The following is a 21,006-nucleotide window of genomic DNA, read 5'->3' as shown; positions in this document are numbered from 1 at the left end:
CCAGCCTACTCGCCACGCGGCACCGCCAGCGCCTCCGGATTCGCAACGTTCTTCGGCTTGCCTTCGAAGAACGCCAGCACATTGTCGAAGGCATCGCCGAAGTACAGCTCATAGCCGTTCTTCTCCACGTACCCCAGGTGCGGGGTGCAGAGCGCGCGCGGGTGCTTCAGCAGGGGATTGTCGGGGGCGAGCAGGGGTTCCTGCTCGTAGACGTCCACGGCCGCGTAGCCGGGGCGTCCCGCATCCAGGGCCTGGAGCAACGCACCTGGGGCGATCAGCTCGGCGCGGCTGATGTTCACCAGCAGGGCGCTGTTTTTCATCCTGGCGAGGTCGTCGAGGGTGACCCCATGGCGCGTGCGCTCGGACAGGCGCAGGTTGAGGCTGAGGATGTCCGCTTCGGCGAAGAAGGCTTCGCGAGAGGCCGCTGCCTGATGGCCGTCGGCCGTGGCGGCCGCCCGGCTGCCTTCGCTGCCCCAGACCAGCACCGGCATGTCGAACGCCTGGGCGTAGCGCGCCAGGCGCTGGCCGATCTTGCCGTAGCCCCAGATTCCCAGCGTTTGCCCGGCCAGCGCCTGGCCCACATTGATCTGCCAGTGGCCGGCCTTGAACGCTTCGATGGCCGGTACGAGTTGTCGGCGCGCATTGAGGATGAGCGCCCAGGCCAGTTCGGCGGGCGCCACGGGCGAGCCTCGGCCTTCGGTCACGACGATGCCGCGTTCGGTGCAGGCGTCGAGGTCGAGATGGCCCGAGACCTTGCCCGTCTGACTGATCAGCTTGAGTTTCGGCAGCCTGTCGAGCAGCGCGGCATCGATGCGTGTGCGTTCGCGGGTGAGCACCAGGGCGTCGGCGTCGGCGAACCGTGTCGCCAGCTCGTCCGGCGATGCCGGGCCCAGGTCATGGAACAGGCTGACGTCGTGCCCGGCCAGGCGGGCGAAGCAGTCGAGCGTCCGGATCGCGTGCTGGTAGTCGTCGGGAATGACGATGTGCATGTGGGTTCGGCCCCTGCGGTCATGTGAGGACCTCGGGACGATAGCCGATTTCCGGGGGGATTTCGTGGGTGGCGGCTTCCGGCCCGGCGCGGCGATGGGCCAGCCCAACGGCGGGCCTTGCCAGCAACCCATCCTACGAAGAGCGCTTCGACGAGTGGCTCTTACGTTCCAGGGAAACACGGACGTAGGAGCAACTGTCTTACAGGCTCTACCGAAGTGCTCTTCGTAGGAGCGAGCTTGCTCGCGAACCGCATGGCACCGCGTTTGTTCGCGAGCAAGCTCGCTCCTACGAGAAGCCATGCTCGCCTGCAACGTAGGAGGACCTTGTCCGCGATAGCCGGAACCACCGGCGCGATTCGCGGATGAGATCCGCTCCTACGCCGCCCCACCCATGCCATTCCCCTGTAGGAGCGCGCCCTGCGCGCGAAATCGCAGGCAGGGCCTGCTCCTACAGGTTGCCGATGGGCACGGCATATATCCCGTAGGAGCGGACTCCGTCCGCGATGGGATTCACCGACCACGCCGAACGCCCCGGTGGTACGGCCAACGGCGGATGACCGCGAACGGTTATGCGCCCTACGTTCTCGCATTTGCGGGTGTGATGAGGGGGAAGCCAGGATTGGGGCGGCTTCTGGCGAGCCGTTGCCAACGCGCCGGAGCAGGCATCCCCCAAGCGCTCTTCGGCGCCGGTGATAGACTGGACCGTTTCAGCGCCCCTGCCTCGCCAAGGAGATCCATTCATGTTCGGAGTGACCGATTACGGCGCGTTCCTCGTTGCGTTCATCGTTCTGCTGGCCATTCCCGGGCCGGGTAACTTCGCGTTGATCACGGCCACCGGCAAGGGCGGCATCAAGGCCGGGCTGGCGGCAACCTGCGGGGTGATCCTCGGCGATCAGGTGCTGTTGTGGATGGCGGTGGCGGGCGTGGCGACCTTGCTGGCCACCTACCCCGCGGCCTTCCATGCGGTGCAATGGCTGGGCGCCGCCTACCTGGCGTGGCTGGGGCTGCGGATGCTGTTGAGCAAGCCGGGCAGCGCCCCCCGCAAGAGCAGCATGCAAAGCGGCCATTACCTGCGCCAGACCATGCTGATCACGCTGCTGAACCCCAAGGCGATCGTGTTCTACATGGCATTCCTGCCGCTGTTCATCGACCCGCTGAGACACCAGGGGCTGGTGACCTTCGCCTTCATGGCGGTGACCGTGGCGGTGGTGACCTTCCTCTACGGCCTGGCGGCCGTTCTGCTGACCCACAAACTGGCCGAGCGCATGCGGGCCAATCCGCGGGTCGCCAATCTGCTGGAGCGCCTGGCCGGGGCCTGCCTGCTGGGGTTCGGCATCAAGCTGGCGGCCATGCGCTAGGCGCCAGCCGGCGGGCTTGCCTGCTGGGCGAAGGCCAGGTGATAGCCATTGCAGTCGCGTACCCTGAATTCCCGCGAGCCGTAGGGCATGTCCTGCAGCGGCCAGGCGCTCCGGCGAATTGCGCCGGGCAGGGTAAATCCAGTACTGTTGAGAACGATTATCATGTTTGACAAGACTGGAAGTTCATGGACCGCGAGCAGGCATTCGAACGGGATGTTGAACGGCTCTACATTGCCCACCACGGCTGGTTGAAGGGCTGGCTGCAGCGCCGTCTGGGCGGGCATGCCGATGCCGAGGACCTGGCTCAGGATACCTTCGTGCGCGTGATGCGTTCGCGCAGCCCCCTTGCCGACCTCCGTCAGCCGCTGGCCTACCTCGCCACCATCGCCAATAGCCTGCTGGTCAACCGTTGGCGACGCCAGGCGGTGGAGCGCGCCTACCTGGAAGCGCTGGCCGCGCGCCCGGAGCGGGTGGCGCCTTCCGAAGAAGAGCGCCTGCTGCTGATCGAAGCGCTGGTGGAGGTGGATGAACTGCTGCACGGCCTCGCTGCGCAGGTGCGGCAGATCTTCCTGATGTCACAGCTCGACGGCCTGACCTACCCGCAGATCGCCGCGCACCTGGGCCTGAGCGTCAACCAGGTGCAAAAGGCGATGGGCAAGGCCTTCGCCGCCTGCTACGCCAGCCGCTTCGAGTGAGTGCCATGCCCCGCGATACCGACTCCCGCCCCATCCCCGCGGTCATCCGCGACCAGGCCATCGCCTGGTTCACCCTGGCCCAGTCGGGCTGCATGAGCGATGTCGAGCAGCGCCAGTTGCTGAACTGGCGCGAGGCGAGCAGCGAGCATGAGCGCGCCTGGCAGCGCCTGAGCAGCATTCCGCTCAGCCTGCAGCGCCACGCCGGCCCGCTGGCCGACCCGCTGGCGCGGCAACTGGCCGGGCGCCGCCACTACAGCGAGCTGGACCGGCGCAAGGCGCTCAAGGTGCTGGTCGGCTTCGGCCTGCTCGGCGGGCTTGCCTGGCAGGGGCGCGACAGCCACTGGGTGCAGGGCGCCATGGCCGACTACCACACCGGCACCGGTGAACGCCGCCAGCAGGCGCTGCCCGATGGCACGCGCCTCTGGCTCAATACCGCCACGGCAGTCGATGTGCGTTACACCGACAGTGCGCGCGAGTTGTACCTGCGCCATGGCGAAATCGAGATTCTCACTGCCGGCGATGCCGCGGGGCGGCCGTTCCGTGTCGTCAGCCAGGAGGCGATGCTGCAGCCCCTGGGGACGCGCTTCCGGGTCCGGCGGGAGAACGACGGGCAGGGCACCTTCCTGGCGGTCACCCAGGGGCGCGTCGCCGCCAGCTCCCTGGCGGGCGGTGCGCCGACGGTGATCGAGGCGGGCTGGCAGGCGCGGATCGGCGCGGCTGGCGTGGACAGGCCACAGGCGCTGGACGTGAACCAGGGCGCCTGGGTCGATGGCTACCTGATCGCCGAGCGCATGCGCCTGGCGGACTTCCTCGCCGAGCTGGATCGCTATCGCCCCGGCCTGCTGCGTTGCGACCCGGCGGTGGCGGACATCCGCCTGAGCGGTTCCTACCCGCTGGGCGATACCGACCAGGTGCTGGCCATGCTGGCGGACAGCCTGCCGGTCAGGGTCCAGCGGCGTACCCGCTACTGGGTGACGGTAGGCCCTCGCTGAGGCGGATAGCGCCCCCTCCAGCGTGGCGATGAAAATAATTCTCAAGAAAGTGGCAGGTTTTCGTTTCTCGCTTGGCCTAGGGGGAAATCCCTGCTCGCACACGCGGGCCCACAACGAGAAACGGACCCTCTGCCCATGACGCTTCACCCCATCGCTCGCGCTCTGCGCCAATCGCTCGGTTTGGCCATGCTCTCCTGTTCCGCGCTCGCCCTGCTGCCGGCCCTGCCGGCGCAGGCCGAAACCACGGCCACGCGGACCCAGCAATACGCCATCCCCGCCGGCCCGCTGGATCAGGTGCTGGGCGAGTTCGGCCGGCGCGCGGGCATTCCGATCTCGGTGAACGCCGGGCTGACCGAAGGCAAGCGCAGCGCCGGGCTCAACGGCGAGTACAGCATCGAGGACGGCTTCGCCCGCATCCTTTCCGGCACGCGGCTGAGCGTGCGTCGCCTGGACAACGGCGGTTACGGCCTGGTGCCCGCGCCGCAGTCCGGCGCGGTGCTGGAGATGGGCGCCACGACCGTCTCCAGCCCGCAGCTCGACCCGACCAGCGAGGGCACCCAGTCCTATTCGGCCCGCGCGGTGACCATCGGCAAGGGCGCGCATACGCTGCGCGAAACGCCGCAGGCGGTGACCGTCCTGACCCGCCAGTACCTGGACGACCGCAACATCACCACCATCGACCAGGCCATGGAGAAGACTCCGGGCATCACCGTGTACGAGTCGCCCATGGGCGGCAAGTACTTCTACTCCCGCGGCTTCATGATGCAGGGGCAGTACCAGTACGACGGCGTGCCGCTGGATGTCGGGGGCGAATACGTCCAGGCCAACAGCTTCTCCGGCGACATGGCCTTCTACGACCGGGTCGAGGTGCTCAAGGGGGCGGCGGGCATGATGAAGGGCTCGGGCAGCTCCACCGGCGGGGTCAACTTCGTACGCAAGCGTGGCCAGAGCACGCCGACCACCCACCTGACGCTCTCGGCGGGCTCCTGGGACGACTACCGCGGCCAGGTGGACAGCGGCGGCCCGCTCAACGAGTCCGGCACGCTGCGCGGGCGCACCGTGGTGGCGCTGCAGGACCGGCAGTATTTCTACGATCTGGGCAAGCGCAAGGACCAGGTCCTCTACGGCGCCCTGGACTACGACGTTACGCCGGACACCACCGTCGGGCTGGGCGTCGCCTACGAGCGGCTCGATGCCAGGCCCTGCTGGCACGGCCTGCCGCGCTACAGCGACGGCTCGGACCTGAAGCTCAGCCGCTCGACCTGCCTGGGGGCGTCCTGGAACAGCTGGGATAGCGAGCGCACCACCCTGTTTGCCGACCTGTCCCACCAATTGAACGAGGACTGGGCCTTCAAGTTCGCCGGTGTCTGGACGCACAACGACCAGGACATCAAGTACGCCCTGTCCGAGACGCCAGGCGGCGTTGCTCCGGGCGCCACCACGGCGCCTTCCTCGGTCTACTCCGGGCTGTTCGACTACGACCAGACCGACTACGGCTTCGATGCCTACCTGGACGGGAAATTCGATGCCTTCGGCCTGCAGCACGAGCTGACCGTCGGCGCCAACGCCAGCCGCGCGAAGACCCATGACCATTGGGCGCTGATCAACATGACCAGCCTGCTCGGCGTCTCCCAGGACCCCCTCAACCCCAACCCGCACATGCCCGAGCCGGCGGACAGCTTCTACGCCCCCAACTCCTACCGGGGCGGCCCGGTTCCCACCGAGTCCGACACCCGGCAGTTCGGCACCTACGCCACGCTCCGGCTGAAGCTGGCCGAGCCCTTGACCTTCGTCCTCGGCTCCCGCGTCAGTTGGTACCGCAACAACCGCGACTCCTACACCCAGGCCTGGGACTACTGGCAGCACGACAAGAGCCAGGAAAACGGCCAGGTCACGCCCTTCGCGGCGCTCATCTACGACCTGAACGAGGAATGGTCCGTGTACACCAGCTACGCGGATATCTTCCAGCCCCAGAGCACCTACACCGACGAATCCGGCAGCCCGCTGCGGCCCAGGACCGGCGGCAGCTACGAAGTCGGGCTCAAGGGTGAGCTGATGGACGGCCGCGTCAACACCGCCTTCAACCTCTTCCGCACGATCGAGGAGCACCGGGCCGAGGCGAACTACGACAGCGCCTGCCCCGGCTCCTCGGACGGCTACTGCTACAGCGATGCGGGCAAGGTACGGGCGCAGGGCTTCGAAGCGGAAATCAGCGGCGAGGTGATCGACAGGTTGCAGGTGCTGGCCGGCTATACCTACACCCAGACCAAATACCTCGAGAGCGCGGACGACAACCCGCAGGAAACGGCCTTCGCGGTCACCTATTTCCCGCGCCACCTGTTCCGCGCCTGGGCCGACTACCAACTGGCTGGCGAACTGGATCGGTGGAGCGTGGGCGCCGGAATTACGACGCAGAGCGACACCTCTGTCACGTCGTCCAGCGTGAAGTCGGTACAGTCCGGCTACGCCATCTGGAGCGGCCGCCTGGGCTATCGCATCGACGACCACTGGTCGGTCGCCCTCAACGGCAACAACCTGTTCGACAAGAAGTACTACCAGAGCGTGGGGGCCGTTTCCTGGGGCAACTTCTACGGCGAGCCGCGTAACTTCATGGTCACGCTGCAGGGCTCGTTCTGACGTCTGCCCCTCTGGTGGGCGCTTCACATCGTGGGGCGCCTTCCCCTGGCAGGACGCGTTGCGGCCTTACCTGCCAATGCTCGCGAGCCTGGCGCAGGAGGCGCCGGGATCGGCCCGCCGGCAGCTTTCGACCCTAAATGGCCGGCTGCCCCGGAGCGCTACCGGCCGGGCGGCAAGCCGCGGCCGGCGCGACGGGTCGGCCGTCGGATTCGCGGCGCGCTCCGCCGGGCTGTGCTACCACTTGCCGCTGGCACATCCACTACAAACAGGCGGTCTGCCATGGCGCTCGTGCTCTACGGTCACCCGTTTTCCTCGTACACCCAGAAGGTGCTGATGGCGCTGTACGAGAACCGGATACCCTTCGAATTCCGCTGCCTGGGCCCCGACACGCCGCAGCACGCGGAGGAGTGGTTGCGGCTGTGGCCGCTGGGCAAGTTCCCGGTGTTGCTGGACGGCGAGCGCAGCCTCGCCGAGAGCAGCATCATCATCGAGTACCTGCAGCTCACCCGGGGCGGGCCGGTGCGCTGGCTGCCGGACGAGCCCCTGGCGGCCCTGGACGTGCGCTTTCTCGACCGCTTCTTCGACCTGCACGTGATGACGCCGGTGCAGCATGCCGTGGGCGGCGCCCTGACCGGCGATGCGACCAAGCGCCAGGAAGCCCTGGCCGACGCGGTGGAAAAGCTCGAACGCGCCTACGCCTGGCTGGAGGGCCAGTTGCCCGGCCGCACCTGGGCCGCGGGCGAAGCCTTCACCCTGGCCGACTGCGCGGCAGCCCCCTCGCTGTTCTATGCCGACTGGACGCACCCCATCGGCGAAAACTACCCGACGTTGCGCGCCTACCGGGCCCGCCTGCTGGCGCGCCCCTCGTTCGCCCGGGCGGTGGACGAGGCCCGGCCCTACCGCCCGCTGTTCCCGCTGGGCGCGCCCGACCGGGACTGAGCCGGGATGAAAAAGGCCGGCCCCGTCGAACGGGCGCCGGCCTGGCAGGGCAGCGATTGCGGGTCAGGCGCCGGCGGGCGCCTCCAGCGCGCGCCGGCGCGCCAGCTCGTACAACTGCCGCGCTTCGCCCACCAGTGGCACCAGGGCGGAAGCCACGCGCGCCGTTTCATGCACCAGCACATCATGGCCTTCGTGCACCTCCAGCACCCGCAGCAGGTCCTCCAGCGCGTTCAACCGGCGCTCGGCCACTTCGTAGAGGTGCTCCGACGGCGCGGAGAGGTCGACATACAGCACGCTTTCATAGGCCTGGGCCTGCAGCGGTACCAGCTTGCGATCAGGCATGGCGCACCTCCGGGGCGGAGGCGCAGGGCAGGGGGGATGGCAAGGCACGCACAACGAACAGAGGGTGATGAGGCATTTCCGTTGCTCCTGGTTCGGAGGAAGGAGCCGCCCGCCCGGAAAGGGCGGCGGACCGTGCGGGGTCGCAGTACCGGTTGTCTAGTGCGCATTTACCCGGCCAGGCAGAAACCTGCCCCGCACGATCCGCCATGGCTGCTCAAGCAACAGGCGAGAAAAAGCGCCGGTGCTGGGAGCTTTGGCGCTTTTGGCGCAAATAGACAATTCCGGACTGCGATCCGGGCCACGGGATCGACCGTGGCAGGAACGGAATCTAGCGACGGGGTTTGTAGGCTCACAAGGGCGAATATGGGTGGGAGATTTCGGATGGGGCAGGGGCCGATTTCGCTGAGATCAGCCCTTGCCATGCTGCTTGTTGAGCATCGACTGGATGTGCAGCACGGAGTCCTGGGTGCGTTTGGCCAGGTTGCGCACTTCGTCGGCCACCACGGCGAAGCCGCGACCCTGTTCCCCCGCCCGCGCCGCCTCGATGGCCGCGTTCAGGGCCAGCAGGTTGGTCTGCTCGGCGATGCCCTTGATGACGCCCGCCATCTGGGAGATTTCGGCATAGGTGTTCTGGATGCTGACCTGCTCCCGCTCGCGCAGGGCCTGCGCGGCTTTCTCGTCGGTGATTTCCCGCGTGGCGCCGGTGACCCGCAACAGCACGCCATTGGCATCGCGCAGGCAGCGGCCGCGCTCGCGGAACCACAAATCGCCGCGGGTCTTGTGGCGCATGCGGTACTCGACGACGTACACGCGTTGCCCGGTGGGGTCGGCCATCATCTCGCCGAAGGCCTGCATGACCCGCTGCTGGTCCTCGGGCTGGGTGATGGCGAAATAGCTGTCCCAGCCATCGGGAAATTCCTGGCGGTTGTAGCCGATCAACGAGCGGAACTGATCCGACCAGCGAATCACGTTGGCCGGGTGGTCGGGGTTGCCATCGACCACGCTGAGGTCCCAGCAACCCTCGGTCAGCGTCTGCTTGGTCAGCTCCCAGACCTGCTGCTCCTCCAGAAGCCGCGCGCGTTCGGCCTCGACCGCGGCGGCCCATTCCTCGGCGCGCTTCAGGGCCTGCTCGGTCTCGGCCAACTGTCGCTCCCGAGCCCCGAGCGATGCCTGCAGTTCCTGCAGTCGGGTTTCATCGACGGGGGCGTGGCGTTCCGCCTGGTGCTCAAGAGTGTCGCGATCCCGCTGCCAGTGGTCCTGGACGTCCTGCAGGGCCTGCGCAAGGTCCCGGTGGCGACGCAGCACGGCAGCGGCGGCCGGGCTGCGCCAATTGCCCGCCAGCCACTGCCGGCACAGTTCGCTCACCTCACCCGCCAGTTCCTTCGCACCCTTTGCGAACCACATGCTTCGCCACTCCTCGTCGCTTGCGGTGATGTCAAATTAGTATGAAATCATATCTTATATGTAAAAGGGGTGGGCGAGGGAAGGGGGTGGTTGTTTTTGGGTTGTGGGTGAGAGGGCAAGCTTCACGACCGGTTCGTGCGCCGATCACGCAACCGCTCTTGAAGGTACTTGAACGCCTTGAGGCAAATGAGCGATGGCAGTGGCAGGCTACAAGGCTCCCCTTCCGACTCATATCTGATATCGATGCGAGTCGGTACATGGAGAGTGATTTCCCCAGAACGACTGGCCACTCCTGCCGGAGCGGTAGCTCTAACCACCGAGAGCGCAGCCAGGCACGTTTCCGCTGCACTGGTGGGCATGAGCAAGATCGCACCATGAGGTGCTCTCTTCAGGCGCGAGCGATCTTCTTCTGCAGGATCGCCGACGCTTCGTTATAGGCGCTCAGGAAGGCGTTGCTTTCGATCCAGGCCATTGCCATGTCTTCGTCTTCATCGTGGAAGATCTCGCGGTAGACGACCAGCAGGCCCATTATGAAATCGGTCGTAGCCTCTTCCGGTTCCTCGGCGACCACCAACTGCAACACCGGGTATTGCAGGAACACCAGGCACATGGCGAGCAGGCTGATGTCCTCTGCTTCTCTCATGGCCTCGAACAGATCGCTGAAATACACCGGGTCGAAGCCGTTCTCCTGGATGTCCTTGAAGTCGAAGGTGCTCAGGTCGAGTTCGAAATCGTCGAACGGCTCGTTGATCAGCGGGTTGGCTAGAAGCGGATGGATGACATTGGCTTTCGGCTTGCCCATGCGGTTCTGCTTGGCCTTGGCTTTGGCCCGCTGGGCACGCTTTTTCTGTTTGTCTGAGGAGGCCATGGAGGCGAGTTCCTTGTTCGGGTAGCTATGTTCATGATCGGAAAGATCAGGCGCTTATTGTATGCGCAAACGTCCGTTTCTGGCCGATTGCGGCCCCTAGGCAAAGGCAGCTTCCGGCCAGAAGCGGACATCGACTGTTCACGAAACTAGGGACGATTCAACCTGTGGCGGAAGGCAACATTGGTTTTCACACAATCTGGGGCGGAAGCTGCTTATATTAGACGCTCGATTCCGACCTGAAGCAGGCATCGAGCGCCTCGTATCAGCGTGCCCCCCTGTAGGGTTTCCATCCGTTGGTGGCTTGCGGCAAAACGGTCCTATCGATGAGCGCTAGGAGCGTATGTATGCCGAAGCTAAAACCTGAGTACGACGATTTCCGCCTGCCTGGGGAGCAATACACCTGCGATGTGGCCGGTCCGTTCGAGATGCAGTTGGACGCCATCACATCTGAGGAAGACTTCTGGTCTACTTGCCAAGGATCACATCAAGGTCGCCCCTGCATATTCCGGTTTGCAGCTGTTGCCAACTGGCACTTGGACGGCTCCCCCAGCGCGGAGCAACTAGGCGCGACTATCGTTCGCCTATTTCGCTACTCCTAACGGCCCCCACTGGCATTGGGTTCGTATCGAACTCTGCTCGCGCCAGCAAGGGAAAAGGGGCCATTGCGCGGTGCCGCGGTACCGCCTCCGCTCACAAAAGGGGCCGCTTCCGGCCAGAAGCGGATATCTCGTAGATGTCTAAAAGCTCAGGACCGATTAATTTCTGAGGCGTGACCAAGTCATCTATTGACGACCGAATGCCTGCACCATGACTTCGTCACCCTTGCCCGCCTCCTGTTTGACAGCTGTAAGGGGCTGGGCTAATTACAAAACAGGATTTAACAACCCAAGCGATAAAGGAAGTCAACCATGAGTATCAAGCCTGGCCCTAAAAGAACAAACGAAGATGGTACTCCGGACAAGAGGCAGAGAGTCACGCCCGAAAGGCAAAAGGATCATCCAGACCTGAAACCCCATAAGCATAAAAAGGGAGAGTAGGATCGAAAAGCAGCTCCCGAGGGCTGCTTTTTTTATTTGTGTACGAATACACCTGTCCGTCATGACCACCACGATGATCAATCGCGCCGTGTAGTGAACGAAAGAGACAGGGGATTACACGAGTCGACGACAGGCAGTTATCGGCCAGAAGCGGTCGCTCTGCCATCGATCTCACATGGTCTCTAACGCGGAGTTGAGAGCTGCCAGCTTGGGCGCTGTGTTAAGTTTGGATGGCTAGATGAGGATTATTTTTAAGTATTGCAGTCAGTATAATCTCTAATCTAGTGCCGATAAAATAACCGCCATTTTTCAGATATGTATGCCCGATGCCAATAAGCTTGCGATAATCTGGGATCAAGTCTTTAAGTACGGGTGGCCATATAAAAATTCCTCCCCCGCTTATTCCGTGTGGCAGAGGTGCAGATTGTATCTTGCCAATTGATGGGTCGACGGTTTTGTTTCTGTTGTATTTTGCAACTATGTTGAGTCTAGGTTTGCACCTAAGCGTGGCATAGTCCGAAGCGGCTGCGTGATACGCTCCATAAGCGTACTCTTTTGTAGTTGCCACGCTGCCAGCTACATTATGCTTTCGAATAGGAAAGCCGCCGAATGTCATTAGTTCCTTGTCGCTATAGTCTCCCTTTATTCCGAGCTCGCTTTCAGGTATGGCATAAAATAATTCCTTCATTCCTTCAGCGAATGATTTTTCAAGTTTGAAATATCCGAAGTCCAAGTTATCGAAATTTCTGCCGTCACTTGGATCGATATAAGAATAGCTTCCATTAATCTCAACAATTTTATTGTCAGAGTGAGGCACCATTAAAGCGCCGCGCTCAAATCCGTCAATAACATGCCCTGCGGTTAATAGAAAAGCTTCCCCTCTAAACTCAATCAACACCCCAGATCCGAGAAGACTGAAGCGCTCACCTTCTATGTCAATAAAGATCGGAATTAATGCCTCAAGATGATTGCGCATATTGCTAGAATTTCTTTCTGGTTAAGTACGGATTGCGGCTACTATTCAGCGGGCGAAGCTAAATACTTTAACCGCTCAGGTACGCCTTGTTTAATGCTCGCAGTGGTGTTTCGCTTGCTGAGCGTGTTGCACATAATAGTGTACAATTAGCTTTTGCCGACCAAGCGATAAATCTCAACCACATCAAACAGTGTTATCAAATAAAGTCCAGATTTCCGCTTGCGGTCAGAGCAAAAGAAGAAGCCTATTAAGTTTTTCCCACCAGGAATGAAAGGCACAAAGTGGTGGCTGTGAATAAACTGATTGCAGAGATCGTATATTGATATTTCGGTGTTTTTCAGCGCCCTGAAGTCGTACTGAGCTTCTTTTGTATTTGTAGCTAGCGATGTGGGTTCTTCGCAGTAAGGGACTTCATGGATATTGTATTTCTTTCCCGATATATGGTCGGGCACTCTCTTTGACTCAATTAATTTTCTAACTGAATAAAAGCCGATGAATATTTCTTTCTCTACCGTGTAGAAATTTTTCTCGCCCCAACGTTCTTGAATCAGCCTGCGCTCAAGCCTACATGCAAGCTTGAGCAAGTCATTTTTCCAATAGCTAGATTCCTGGATCATAAGTATCTACTCAAGTAGAAGCGCGCTGGCGGGGCTGCGGTATTTAGTAAATGCTCTAAGTAAAGAATGGCTATATTTACTCTTTACTCTAGCCCCCGTTCAACCTGGATATGCACTCCAGCACTGGCCAGTCCCGGCCAATAGCTGCCTATCACCAACAGCGGCTATTGGTCAGGTTCTTCCCTCGACCGGCGACCACATCTGCCTCATACATAAGTTATTGAAAAGGCATACGTAAGGCTCTGACACGGAGTTCAACCCGGTGTGGCTATTCCTTCAGACGTCGACAGCATTCGATTGCTGGAGAGAGTGTGTCGGATGGCGTCCTACCTGAAGCTTGTAAAGATGAAATAGACCCTCCGGCATCGGCAGACCATCTTCGTAGTCTCGCCAGCGATCTTCGGTAATGAACACAAGCGCTGCTGCTTGGGCTTGGGTCTGCCTCATTTCCTCGCGCAGGGCGATAATCTCCTCAACCTTCGGTTCACGATGACTACGGCGAGGCCAAAGCCGTGGAAGGCTGCTGTTCTTATCGACAAGCCGAAGTCGAACCTCATCCCAGTCCAGCAGCAGAGCGACATCTGCGCTGGTATCCCCGACGCGTCGAGCACCAAGGCCGATGGCTGACGTTGCACCAGCTTCCTTGTATTCGCGGATTGCAAGCTCAATTGCTGACCTAGCTCGCGCTACTTGGTCTTTGGATAAATTGCGTAGAGCCAGATGCACCTCGCCTACCGCTTGCACACTTCGTCGTGCACGCCGCCGAATATCGATCTTCTCAGGCTGCTCATCTAGAACTCGGAGCTTGAAGTCCTTATCCGCCCTAAGAGTCACTTTGTTTGCATAAAAACTGATTGTTTCGACCCAGCCGTTGGCATCTCTCGTCCCATCATCGTTCGCTGTAAAACCATGAACAGCAGTAGCCTTATGCTGAACGTGGTTCCTTAAACTGCACATAAATCGATAGTCCGAGCTTCGGGAAAATGCCTCATTCAGCTCCGACTTAGCCACCTCGCCGAAGCTAGGAGTCAGCTCCAGGCATTTGAAGTCCTGCACTACCTGGTCGGCATAGGCTCGCATAGCCGTAAGCATATTCACGACATGGCGATTTGCTGTCTCTAGGATTTCTGCTGAGTCCACGTACCGATGTTGAGGCTCCACTTTGGTACGCAGGCAAATTTCGGTGAAAGCCAGTTCCATGGCCAGAAAATTACCAAGCAATAATTCGTAGCGTTGTTCGAAAGCCAGTGCCTCGGACAACACGCTTCGGGCATGTGCCAGCTCGTTATAGCGCTCCTCGGAGATGCTCAGTTGCAAGCGCGATCCAATAATGAATTGTTCAAGAATGTACTCGGCAGACACTTTTCAACACCTTCTATTCGATCTTCCGTGAAGCATAGCGTCACCGACAAATCGATGGCCAGATTCCACTCGAAGCGGCTACCTGAAGACCGGCTGCTTCTGGCCGATTGCCGCCCACTGACACCACCCCTCCACCCGCTCGACGCAAGAAGACGAATCCCCGCATACCGGGAACATCCGGAAGCAGGGGAGGGCTCATAGCGTAAGAGCGCCCTCCAGAACGACCCTGAAATTGTGCGGCGCCCCCTCGGCGCAGCGCCCTCTCTCCTTCATACATTTGTCTAGTCCAGCCGCCCGTGCCTTGGATTTTGTCGATGTTCAGCCTCGCCGGGCGTCCCTAACCTTCTGAAAAGGCGGTGTTGATTACTAAAATAAAAGGAGACAACCAGTGCCTATTCAGACAGAGCACGACCCACGCTTGAAGCGTGCCCTCAAGACGCGACACATCAGCATGCTGGCCCTCGGTGGCGTCATCGGCGCAGGGCTGTTCGTGGGTTCCAGCGCGGTCATCGCCGCGACCGGGCCCGGCGCTTTCATCACCTATGCCATCACCGGGCTCATCGTCGCGCTGGTGATGCGCATGCTCGGCGAGATGGCCGCCGCGCATCCCGCCAAGGGTTCCTTCGTCGATTACGCCCGCCTGGCCTTCGGGCGTCCGGCCGGCTACATGACGGGGTGGCTCTACTGGTACTTCTGGGTGATCGTGGTCGGCTTCGAGGCGGTGGTCGGTGGCCAGATCATCAATGGCTGGTTCCCGGACATACCGGTGTGGGTCATCGCCCTGGGGCTGATGGTGGGCATGACGCTGCTGAACCTGATGTCGGTGCATTCCTTCGGGGAGGCCGAGTACTGGTTCGCCGGCGTCAAGGTCGCGGCCATCGTCGTCTTCCTGATCGTGGCGGGCGCCTATGCCTTCAGGCTGTGGCCGGGCTCCACCGCAAGCTTCGGCAACCTCACCGGGTATGGCGGGTTCCTGCCCCATGGCGTGACGTCACTGTTCACCGGCGTGGTCGTGGTCATCTTCTCCATGACCGGCGTGGAAGTCGCCACCCTTGCTGCGGCGGAGTCCGAAGACCCTTCGCGCAACATCCGCAAGGCGGTCAATACCGTGATGCTGCGCATCCTGGTGTTCTTCGTCCTGGCGACTTTCTTCATCGTCGTCGCGCAGCCATGGACCGAGATCAAGGCCGGCAAGTCGCCGTTCGTGGCCACCCTGGAGCACATCGGTATTCCCGGCGCCGGCCACATGCTGACCGCGGTGATCCTGGTGGCGGTGCTCTCGGTGCTGAACGCCGGGCTCTACACCTCGTCCCGCCTGCTGTATGTGCTGGCCTCCAACGACGAGGCGCCGCGCTGGATCGCCGGCGTGAGCCGCAAGGGCGTGCCGGTGCGCGGCGTCATCGCCTCGACCCTGGTGGGCTATGGCTGCGTGGTCATCGCGGCGGTCTGGCCCGATACCGTCTTCCAGTTCCTGATCAACTCCTCCGGCACCGTCTTCCTGTTCGTCTACCTGATGATCTGCCTGTCGCAGCTCAAGCTGCGCCGCAAATGGGTGGAGGAGGGCAGCCTGAAGTTCGCGATGTGGGGCCACCCCTGGCTGCCGCTACTGGTGACCGCGTCGATCGTGGCGGTGTTGGTGAGCATGGCCTTCGACCCCTCGATGCAGATCAGCCTGCTGCAGTGCCTGATCGCTATCGCCGCTATCGCCGCCTCCTACGCGCTAGTGCGGCTGTCCCGCTCCCGCCGGCGAGCCGGCGCGCTGCCTGCACGCAGCGCTTCGTAGCCCCCACCCATGGCCGTCAACTGGAAGCCAACCCCATGACCGCAAGATTCGATCTGACTCAGTTACCCAACAAGCCGCTCTGGTTCGAGCAAGGCCCGGTCCGCGCTGCGCTGGAGGGCTCCGTGGACGCCGATGTCGTCATCGTCGGCGCGGGGTACACCGGCCTGTGGACGGCTTATTACCTGCTCAAGAGCGACCCGTCGCTTCGCGTGGTGCTGCTGGAGAAGCGGGAGGTGGGGTTCGGGGCCTCCGGGCGCAACGGTGGCTGGGCGTCGGCGATCTTCCCGATTTCCCTGTCGCGGGTCGCCGAGATGTATTCCCATGCCGCCGCGCTGAAGCTGCAGATGGCCATGAACGACACGGTCGACGAGATCGGCCGCGTGCTCGCCCTGGAGGGCGTCGAGGCGGACTATGCCAAGCAGGGCTTCCTCTCCCTGGCCCGCAGCGCACCGCAACTGGTGCGGGCGCGGGCGGCGGTGGAGGCGTCGGCGCGCTTCGGGCTGCCGGAGCAGTGGCAGGTTCTCGACGGCGCGCAGGCCAGCGCCCGGGTCGGTGCCCAGGGCACCTTGGGCGGGCTGTACACCGAGCACTGTGCGCTCATCCATCCCGGCAAGCTGGTGCGCGGCCTGGCGCGGCTGGTCGAGACGATGGGCGCAACCATCCACGAGCATTCCGCCGTTACGGCGTTTGCCGAAGGCGTCGTCCACACCGAGCGCGGCTCGGTCCGGGCCGGGTTCACGGTGCGCGCCACCGAGGCGTTCACCTCGCAGCAGCCCGGGCACTCGCGCTTCGTCATCCCGCTGTATTCGCTGGTGCTGGCGACGGAGCCGTTGCCCGCCGAGCTGCGCCGCAAGCTGAACCTCGACCACCGCCTGGCCTTCAACGACATGCGTCACCTGCGCGTCTACGGGCAGGTCACGGCCGAGGGACGGCTGGTCTTCGGCGGCCGCGGCGCGCCCTACCAGTGGGGCTCGCGGATTTCCGACGACGCCGACCTGGTGGACAACGTCCACGGCAAGATCCACCAGACGATGCTGGAGTTCTTCCCGGACCTGGCCGATGCGCGCATCACCCACCGCTGGGGCGGCGCGCTGGGCGTCTCCCGCGACTGGTGCCCCACGGTGAGCATCGACCGGAACAAGCGCATCGCCTGGGCCGGCAACTATGTCGGCGACGGCGTCGCCACCAGCAACTTGGCGGGGCGCATCCTGCGCAACCTGATCCTCGAACAGGACGGCGACATCAACGCCTTGCCCCTGGTCAACCACCGCTCTCCGTCGTGGGAACCCGAGCCGCTGCGCTGGCTCGGTGTGAACAGCGGGCTCGCCGCGGCCTCGCTGAGCGACATCGAAGAGCGCATCACCCATCGTCCATCCCGCACTGCGATGTTGCTCGAGAAGCTGACAGGTGCGCATTAACAGGAGTACGCCGTGACAACTTTCACGATCATCAAGTCCGCCGCCATCCAGGCCCTGCCCCTGACCCCCGCCGGCCAGCGCGCCGGTGCGGACAAGGGCGACCCGCAGATCGCCATTCAGAAACTGGCTCCCGAAGCGGTCGGAAACCTCGGCGTCTGGGAGTGCCAGCCAGGTGGCTGGCCAGTGATCGAACGCCCCGACACCGAGTTCACCTACATCATCTCCGGCAAGGCGCTGCTCACCGATAGCAGTAGCGGTGAGGTAGTGGAAGTGACCGGCGGTGACCTGATCATCCTGCCGCCGGGCTGGACCGGGCGCTGGGATGTGCTGGAAACGGTCAGGAAGGTCTACGCGATCTACTGACCCACGCCGTCTCGCTGGCGGGAAGGCCGGCGAGCCGACATCAATTTTCCGGGGCGGCGATGCGCTCGCCTGCCGCCCCCATGATCGAGAACAGACGATGACCCACACGATCGCAAACTGGATTTCCGGCGCCCAGGCGGCAGCCACCAGCGGCCAGCAACTGCCAGTCTACAACCCTGCCACCGGTGTGGTTAGCGGCCAGGTGCAACTGGCCAGCCACGCCGACGTGGATGCCGCCGTGGCCTCGGCCAAGGCCGCCTTCCCGGCCTGGAGCAACCTTTCGCCGCTACGCCGCTCCCGCGTGCTGAACCGCTTCCTGGCCCTGCTCAACGAACACCGCGACGAACTGGCCCGGCTGATCACCGCCGAGCACGGCAAGGTGTTCACCGACGCCCAGGGCGAGGTCACCCGCGGCATCGAGATCGTCGAATTCGCCTGCGGCGCGCCGCAGCTGCTGAAGACCGATTTCACCGACCAGGTCAGCACCAACATCGACAACTGGACGCTGCGCCAGCCGCTGGGCGTGGTGGCGGGCATCACGCCCTTCAACTTCCCGGTGATGGTGCCGATGTGGATGTTCCCGGTGGCGCTGGCCACCGGCAATACCTTCGTGCTCAAGCCCAGCCCGATCGACCCCAGCCCCAGCCTGTTCATCGCCGAGCTGCTCAAGCGGGCCGGCCTGCCTGACGGCGTGTTCAACGTGGTGCAGGGCGACAAGGAGGCGGTCAACGCGCTGCTGGAACATCCCGATGTGCAGGCCGTTTCGTTCGTCGGTTCCACGCCCATCGCCAACCACATCTACGAGACCGGCGCGCGCCACGGCAAGCGCGTCCAGGCCCTGGGCGGTGCGAAGAACCACCTGGTGGTCATGCCCGACGCGGATATCGACCAGGTGGTGGATGCCCTGATCGGCGCCGCCTATGGCTCGGCCGGCGAGCGTTGCATGGCCATCAGCGTGGCCGTCTTCGTGGGCGACGAGACCGCTGAAAAGGTCATGCCGAAACTGGTCGAGCGCACCCGGGCACTCAAGGTCCTGAACGGCACCAACCTCGAGGCCGAGATGGGCCCGATCGTCACCCGTGCCGCGCTCGACCGCATCACCGGCTATATCGAGCAGGGCGTCCGGGAAGGGGCGACGCTGCTGGTGGATGGCCGCTGCTTCAATGGCGAGGCGGCCGGCGAGGGTTGCGGCGATGGCTTCTGGCTGGGTGGCACGCTGTTCGACAACGTCACCCCCGACATGCGCATCTACCGGGAAGAAATCTTCGGCCCGGTGCTGGCGTGCCTGCGCGTCAAGGATTTCGCCGAGGCCGTGCAGCTCATCAATGACCACGAGTTCGGCAACGGCGTGAGCCTCTACACCCGCGACGGCCACATCGCCCGCGAGTTCGGCCGGCGCATCCAGGTCGGCATGGTGGGCATCAACGTGCCGATCCCGGTGCCCATGGCCTGGCATGGCTTCGGCGGCTGGAAGAAGAGCCTGTTCGGCGACATGCATGCCTACGGCGAGGAGGGCGTGCGCTTCTACACCAGGCAGAAGAGCATCATGCAGCGCTGGCCGCAGGCCATTGCCAAAGGCGCCGAGTTCGCGATGCCAACCGGCAACTGACGCCCGCGGGCAGTAGTGCTACGGACGGCCCTGCACCCAGGTGCGGGGCCGTCCGCATTCAGGGGTTGCCGTCGAACAGCTCGGTATTCTTGCCGGCCTGGATGGCGATCCAGAAGCGCGCGATGCCGCTGGTGGTGGTGGGCTTGATGCCTGTGAGCTGCTCCACGAGCTTCAGCCGGTAGACGAGGGTCTGGCGGTGGATGCCCAGGTCGAAGGCGGTCGCCTTCCAGTTCCCGTCGTTTTCCAGGAAGGCCAGCAGCGTCGGCAGCAAGGCGGCGCCCTGGGTGCGGTCGTGCTCGATCAGCGGGCCCAGGTAGCGCCCCACCAGGGCCCGGGCTTCGGCCAGGGACTTGGGCGCCATGATCAGGCCGGTCTCGGCCTCGCCATAGCGCAGCACGCCGGCATCGATTTCCTGCGCCTGGGTCAGGGCCAGGCGTGCCTGCCTGACGCTTTCACGAAAGCCCGTCGCCGCGGCGATCGGCCCGCTTACGCCAATCACGGTGCCCTCGCCGAGGTTGCTGCGCAGGGCGTCGAAAATGCCGTTGTCGTCGCGGCTGATCGCCAGCAGCAGGCCCTTGTCGTTCAGCAGCAGGGGGCTTGCCTGGTGCAGGGCGGGCGCCTGGTGCAGCTCGTCCGCGCCCCGGGGGCCGCCGCTGCCGGGCTTGATCGCCAGGCTCACCAGCGTGCCGACCAGGCCGCGTTGTTCGAGGAGGGGGCGGGCGAGGGTGAACTCCGTCTCGCTCTCCAGCAGGCTGCGCAGCAGGGCCGAGCCCTCTTCGCGCTGCTGGTCGCGGTGGATCATCAGGCGTTCGAGTTCGACGCCGAGCAGACCGACCAGCGAGCGCACCAGGAGGGGGTCGTCCAGCGTCCTTTCGCCCCTGCGGGCCATGACCAGGTTGGCCCGGGTGCGCCCGCCGAGCGGTATCCGCTCGACCCGCCCGGAGGACGGTTGCCGGGCCGCCCTGGATTCGACGATGGTGGCGCCGCTCAGCGCATCCTCGATGGCCAGGCCCAGGTCCAGCGTGCTGGCCAGGATCGACAGGCGGCCGGCCATATCGGGCTCCTTGCGCAGCGCTTCGGCATAGGTCTGGAACAGGCGCTCGCTCGCGTTGAAGCGTTCGCGCTGGGCCTGCAGCACGCTTTCGATCACATGGTGCGACAGCTTGACGAACTCCAGCTCGAAGCTGCCGCGAAGAATGGGGAACAGCAGGCGGTCGGCGGCCTCGAGCATCTTGCCCGTCAGCTTCGGGGCATCGTCCCTGGGGGCGACGACCAGCGCGCTGGCGTTGCTCTGCACCAGTTGCTCCAGCCAGGCGACCTGGTCGTCCGCGCCGGCCGGAATACCCACGCCGGTGGTCATGACCAGGTCGCCGGGGGAGATCCAGCGCCAAGGGTCCGGCAGGTCGACGGCATGGGCCCAGGTGATCAACCGGCTGGTGCCGGTCAGGCCGGCCAGCGCATGCAGCTTCAGCACATCGATATCGATCAGGTCCTGTACCGTCAGCATGGTGTTCCCGGTCCGCGGCTTCTGGGGAGCATCATGCTACTGGCTAACGAGGGTGCGAACCATGCTTGCGAGGGGCTGTTGCGAAGGGGGCGTTGGGGCGGTTCCGTCGA

General features: G+C 63.5%; 16 protein-coding genes and 2 pseudogenes. 9 read left to right on the top strand and 9 right to left on the bottom strand.

The genetic code is table 11. The annotated features are described in order from the left end of the window. Window positions 1–5: 5 nt before the first annotated feature. On the bottom strand, window positions 6–989 hold the full coding sequence (locus VV867_RS20240) for a D-2-hydroxyacid dehydrogenase family protein (RefSeq protein WP_328567384.1): 984 nt from the start codon (window positions 987–989) through the stop codon (window positions 6–8). Between the two features lie 740 nt (window positions 990–1,729). Here VV867_RS20240 and VV867_RS20235 point away from each other — a divergent pair. From VV867_RS20235 to VV867_RS20215, 5 genes are all read left to right on the top strand, one after another. Continuing rightward, window positions 1,730–2,347, top strand: a complete 618-nt coding sequence (locus VV867_RS20235) for a LysE family transporter (RefSeq protein ID WP_328567383.1) — start codon at window positions 1,730–1,732, stop codon at window positions 2,345–2,347. Window positions 2,348–2,532: 185 nt separating this feature from the next. Next, window positions 2,533–3,042 carry a sigma-70 family RNA polymerase sigma factor gene (locus tag VV867_RS20230; RefSeq protein ID WP_328567382.1) on the top strand — a complete coding sequence of 170 codons (510 nt, stop codon included), beginning with the start codon at window positions 2,533–2,535 and terminating at the stop codon, window positions 3,040–3,042. A gap of 5 nt (window positions 3,043–3,047) precedes the next feature. Further along, window positions 3,048–4,034: a FecR domain-containing protein gene (locus VV867_RS20225; RefSeq protein ID WP_328567381.1), complete on the top strand. Its 987-nt coding sequence runs from the start codon at window positions 3,048–3,050 to the stop codon at window positions 4,032–4,034. A 135-nt stretch (window positions 4,035–4,169) separates the two neighbouring features. Beyond that, window positions 4,170–6,671, top strand: a complete 2,502-nt coding sequence (locus VV867_RS20220; RefSeq protein WP_328567380.1) for a TonB-dependent siderophore receptor — start codon at window positions 4,170–4,172, stop codon at window positions 6,669–6,671. A 279-nt stretch (window positions 6,672–6,950) separates the two neighbouring features. Further along, complete coding sequence (locus VV867_RS20215; RefSeq protein ID WP_328567379.1) at window positions 6,951–7,610, top strand: glutathione S-transferase family protein; 660 nt, start codon at window positions 6,951–6,953, stop codon at window positions 7,608–7,610. Window positions 7,611–7,673: 63 nt separating this feature from the next. Here the strand turns inward: VV867_RS20215 and VV867_RS20210 are convergent, their stop codons facing one another. From VV867_RS20210 to VV867_RS20180, 7 genes and pseudogenes are all read right to left on the bottom strand, one after another. Beyond that, window positions 7,674–7,952, bottom strand: a complete 279-nt coding sequence (locus VV867_RS20210; protein ID WP_109936440.1) for a hypothetical protein — start codon at window positions 7,950–7,952, stop codon at window positions 7,674–7,676. A 426-nt stretch (window positions 7,953–8,378) separates the two neighbouring features. Next, a pseudogene (locus tag VV867_RS20205) lies at window positions 8,379–8,570 on the bottom strand (methyl-accepting chemotaxis protein); the annotation flags it as partial. A 102-nt stretch (window positions 8,571–8,672) separates the two neighbouring features. Further along, window positions 8,673–9,356 (bottom strand): annotated as a pseudogene (locus VV867_RS20200) (PAS domain-containing protein); the annotation flags it as partial. A 388-nt stretch (window positions 9,357–9,744) separates the two neighbouring features. Next, window positions 9,745–10,224: a hypothetical protein gene (locus tag VV867_RS20195; protein WP_328567378.1), complete on the bottom strand. Its 480-nt coding sequence runs from the start codon at window positions 10,222–10,224 to the stop codon at window positions 9,745–9,747. Between the two features lie 1,257 nt (window positions 10,225–11,481). Beyond that, the gene (locus VV867_RS20190) at window positions 11,482–12,237 is read right to left on the bottom strand and encodes a hypothetical protein (protein ID WP_328567377.1); all 756 of its coding nucleotides are present in this window, start codon (window positions 12,235–12,237) and stop codon (window positions 11,482–11,484) included. Window positions 12,238–12,383: 146 nt separating this feature from the next. Next, window positions 12,384–12,854: a hypothetical protein gene (locus VV867_RS20185; protein ID WP_328567376.1), complete on the bottom strand. Its 471-nt coding sequence runs from the start codon at window positions 12,852–12,854 to the stop codon at window positions 12,384–12,386. A 276-nt stretch (window positions 12,855–13,130) separates the two neighbouring features. Then, window positions 13,131–14,216 (bottom strand): hypothetical protein, encoded by a 1,086-nt coding sequence (locus VV867_RS20180; protein ID WP_328567375.1) that lies wholly within the window; start codon window positions 14,214–14,216, stop codon window positions 13,131–13,133. Between the two features lie 388 nt (window positions 14,217–14,604). Here VV867_RS20180 and VV867_RS20175 point away from each other — a divergent pair, with 388 nt between their 5' ends. From VV867_RS20175 to VV867_RS20160, 4 genes are all read left to right on the top strand, one after another. Next, the gene (locus VV867_RS20175; protein ID WP_328567374.1) at window positions 14,605–15,999 is read left to right on the top strand and encodes an amino acid permease; all 1,395 of its coding nucleotides are present in this window, start codon (window positions 14,605–14,607) and stop codon (window positions 15,997–15,999) included. A gap of 35 nt (window positions 16,000–16,034) precedes the next feature. Then, window positions 16,035–17,417 carry an NAD(P)/FAD-dependent oxidoreductase gene (locus tag VV867_RS20170; RefSeq protein WP_328567373.1) on the top strand — a complete coding sequence of 461 codons (1,383 nt, stop codon included), beginning with the start codon at window positions 16,035–16,037 and terminating at the stop codon, window positions 17,415–17,417. A 12-nt stretch (window positions 17,418–17,429) separates the two neighbouring features. After that, window positions 17,430–17,780 (top strand): cupin domain-containing protein, encoded by a 351-nt coding sequence (locus VV867_RS20165; protein ID WP_328567372.1) that lies wholly within the window; start codon window positions 17,430–17,432, stop codon window positions 17,778–17,780. A gap of 97 nt (window positions 17,781–17,877) precedes the next feature. After that, window positions 17,878–19,389: a CoA-acylating methylmalonate-semialdehyde dehydrogenase gene (locus tag VV867_RS20160; protein WP_328567371.1), complete on the top strand. Its 1,512-nt coding sequence runs from the start codon at window positions 17,878–17,880 to the stop codon at window positions 19,387–19,389. Window positions 19,390–19,447: 58 nt separating this feature from the next. Here the strand turns inward: VV867_RS20160 and VV867_RS20155 are convergent, their stop codons facing one another. Continuing rightward, window positions 19,448–20,896: a PucR family transcriptional regulator gene (locus VV867_RS20155; RefSeq protein ID WP_328567370.1), complete on the bottom strand. Its 1,449-nt coding sequence runs from the start codon at window positions 20,894–20,896 to the stop codon at window positions 19,448–19,450. Window positions 20,897–21,006: the final 110 nt, after the last annotated feature.

This window comes from Pseudomonas sp. JH-2 (genome assembly GCF_036231725.1).
GTDB classification, from domain to species: Bacteria; Pseudomonadota; Gammaproteobacteria; order Pseudomonadales; family Pseudomonadaceae; genus Pseudomonas; species Pseudomonas delhiensis.
The sequence above is the reverse complement of the archived record's forward strand: the minus strand, read 5'-3'. Positions and strand labels throughout refer to the sequence as shown.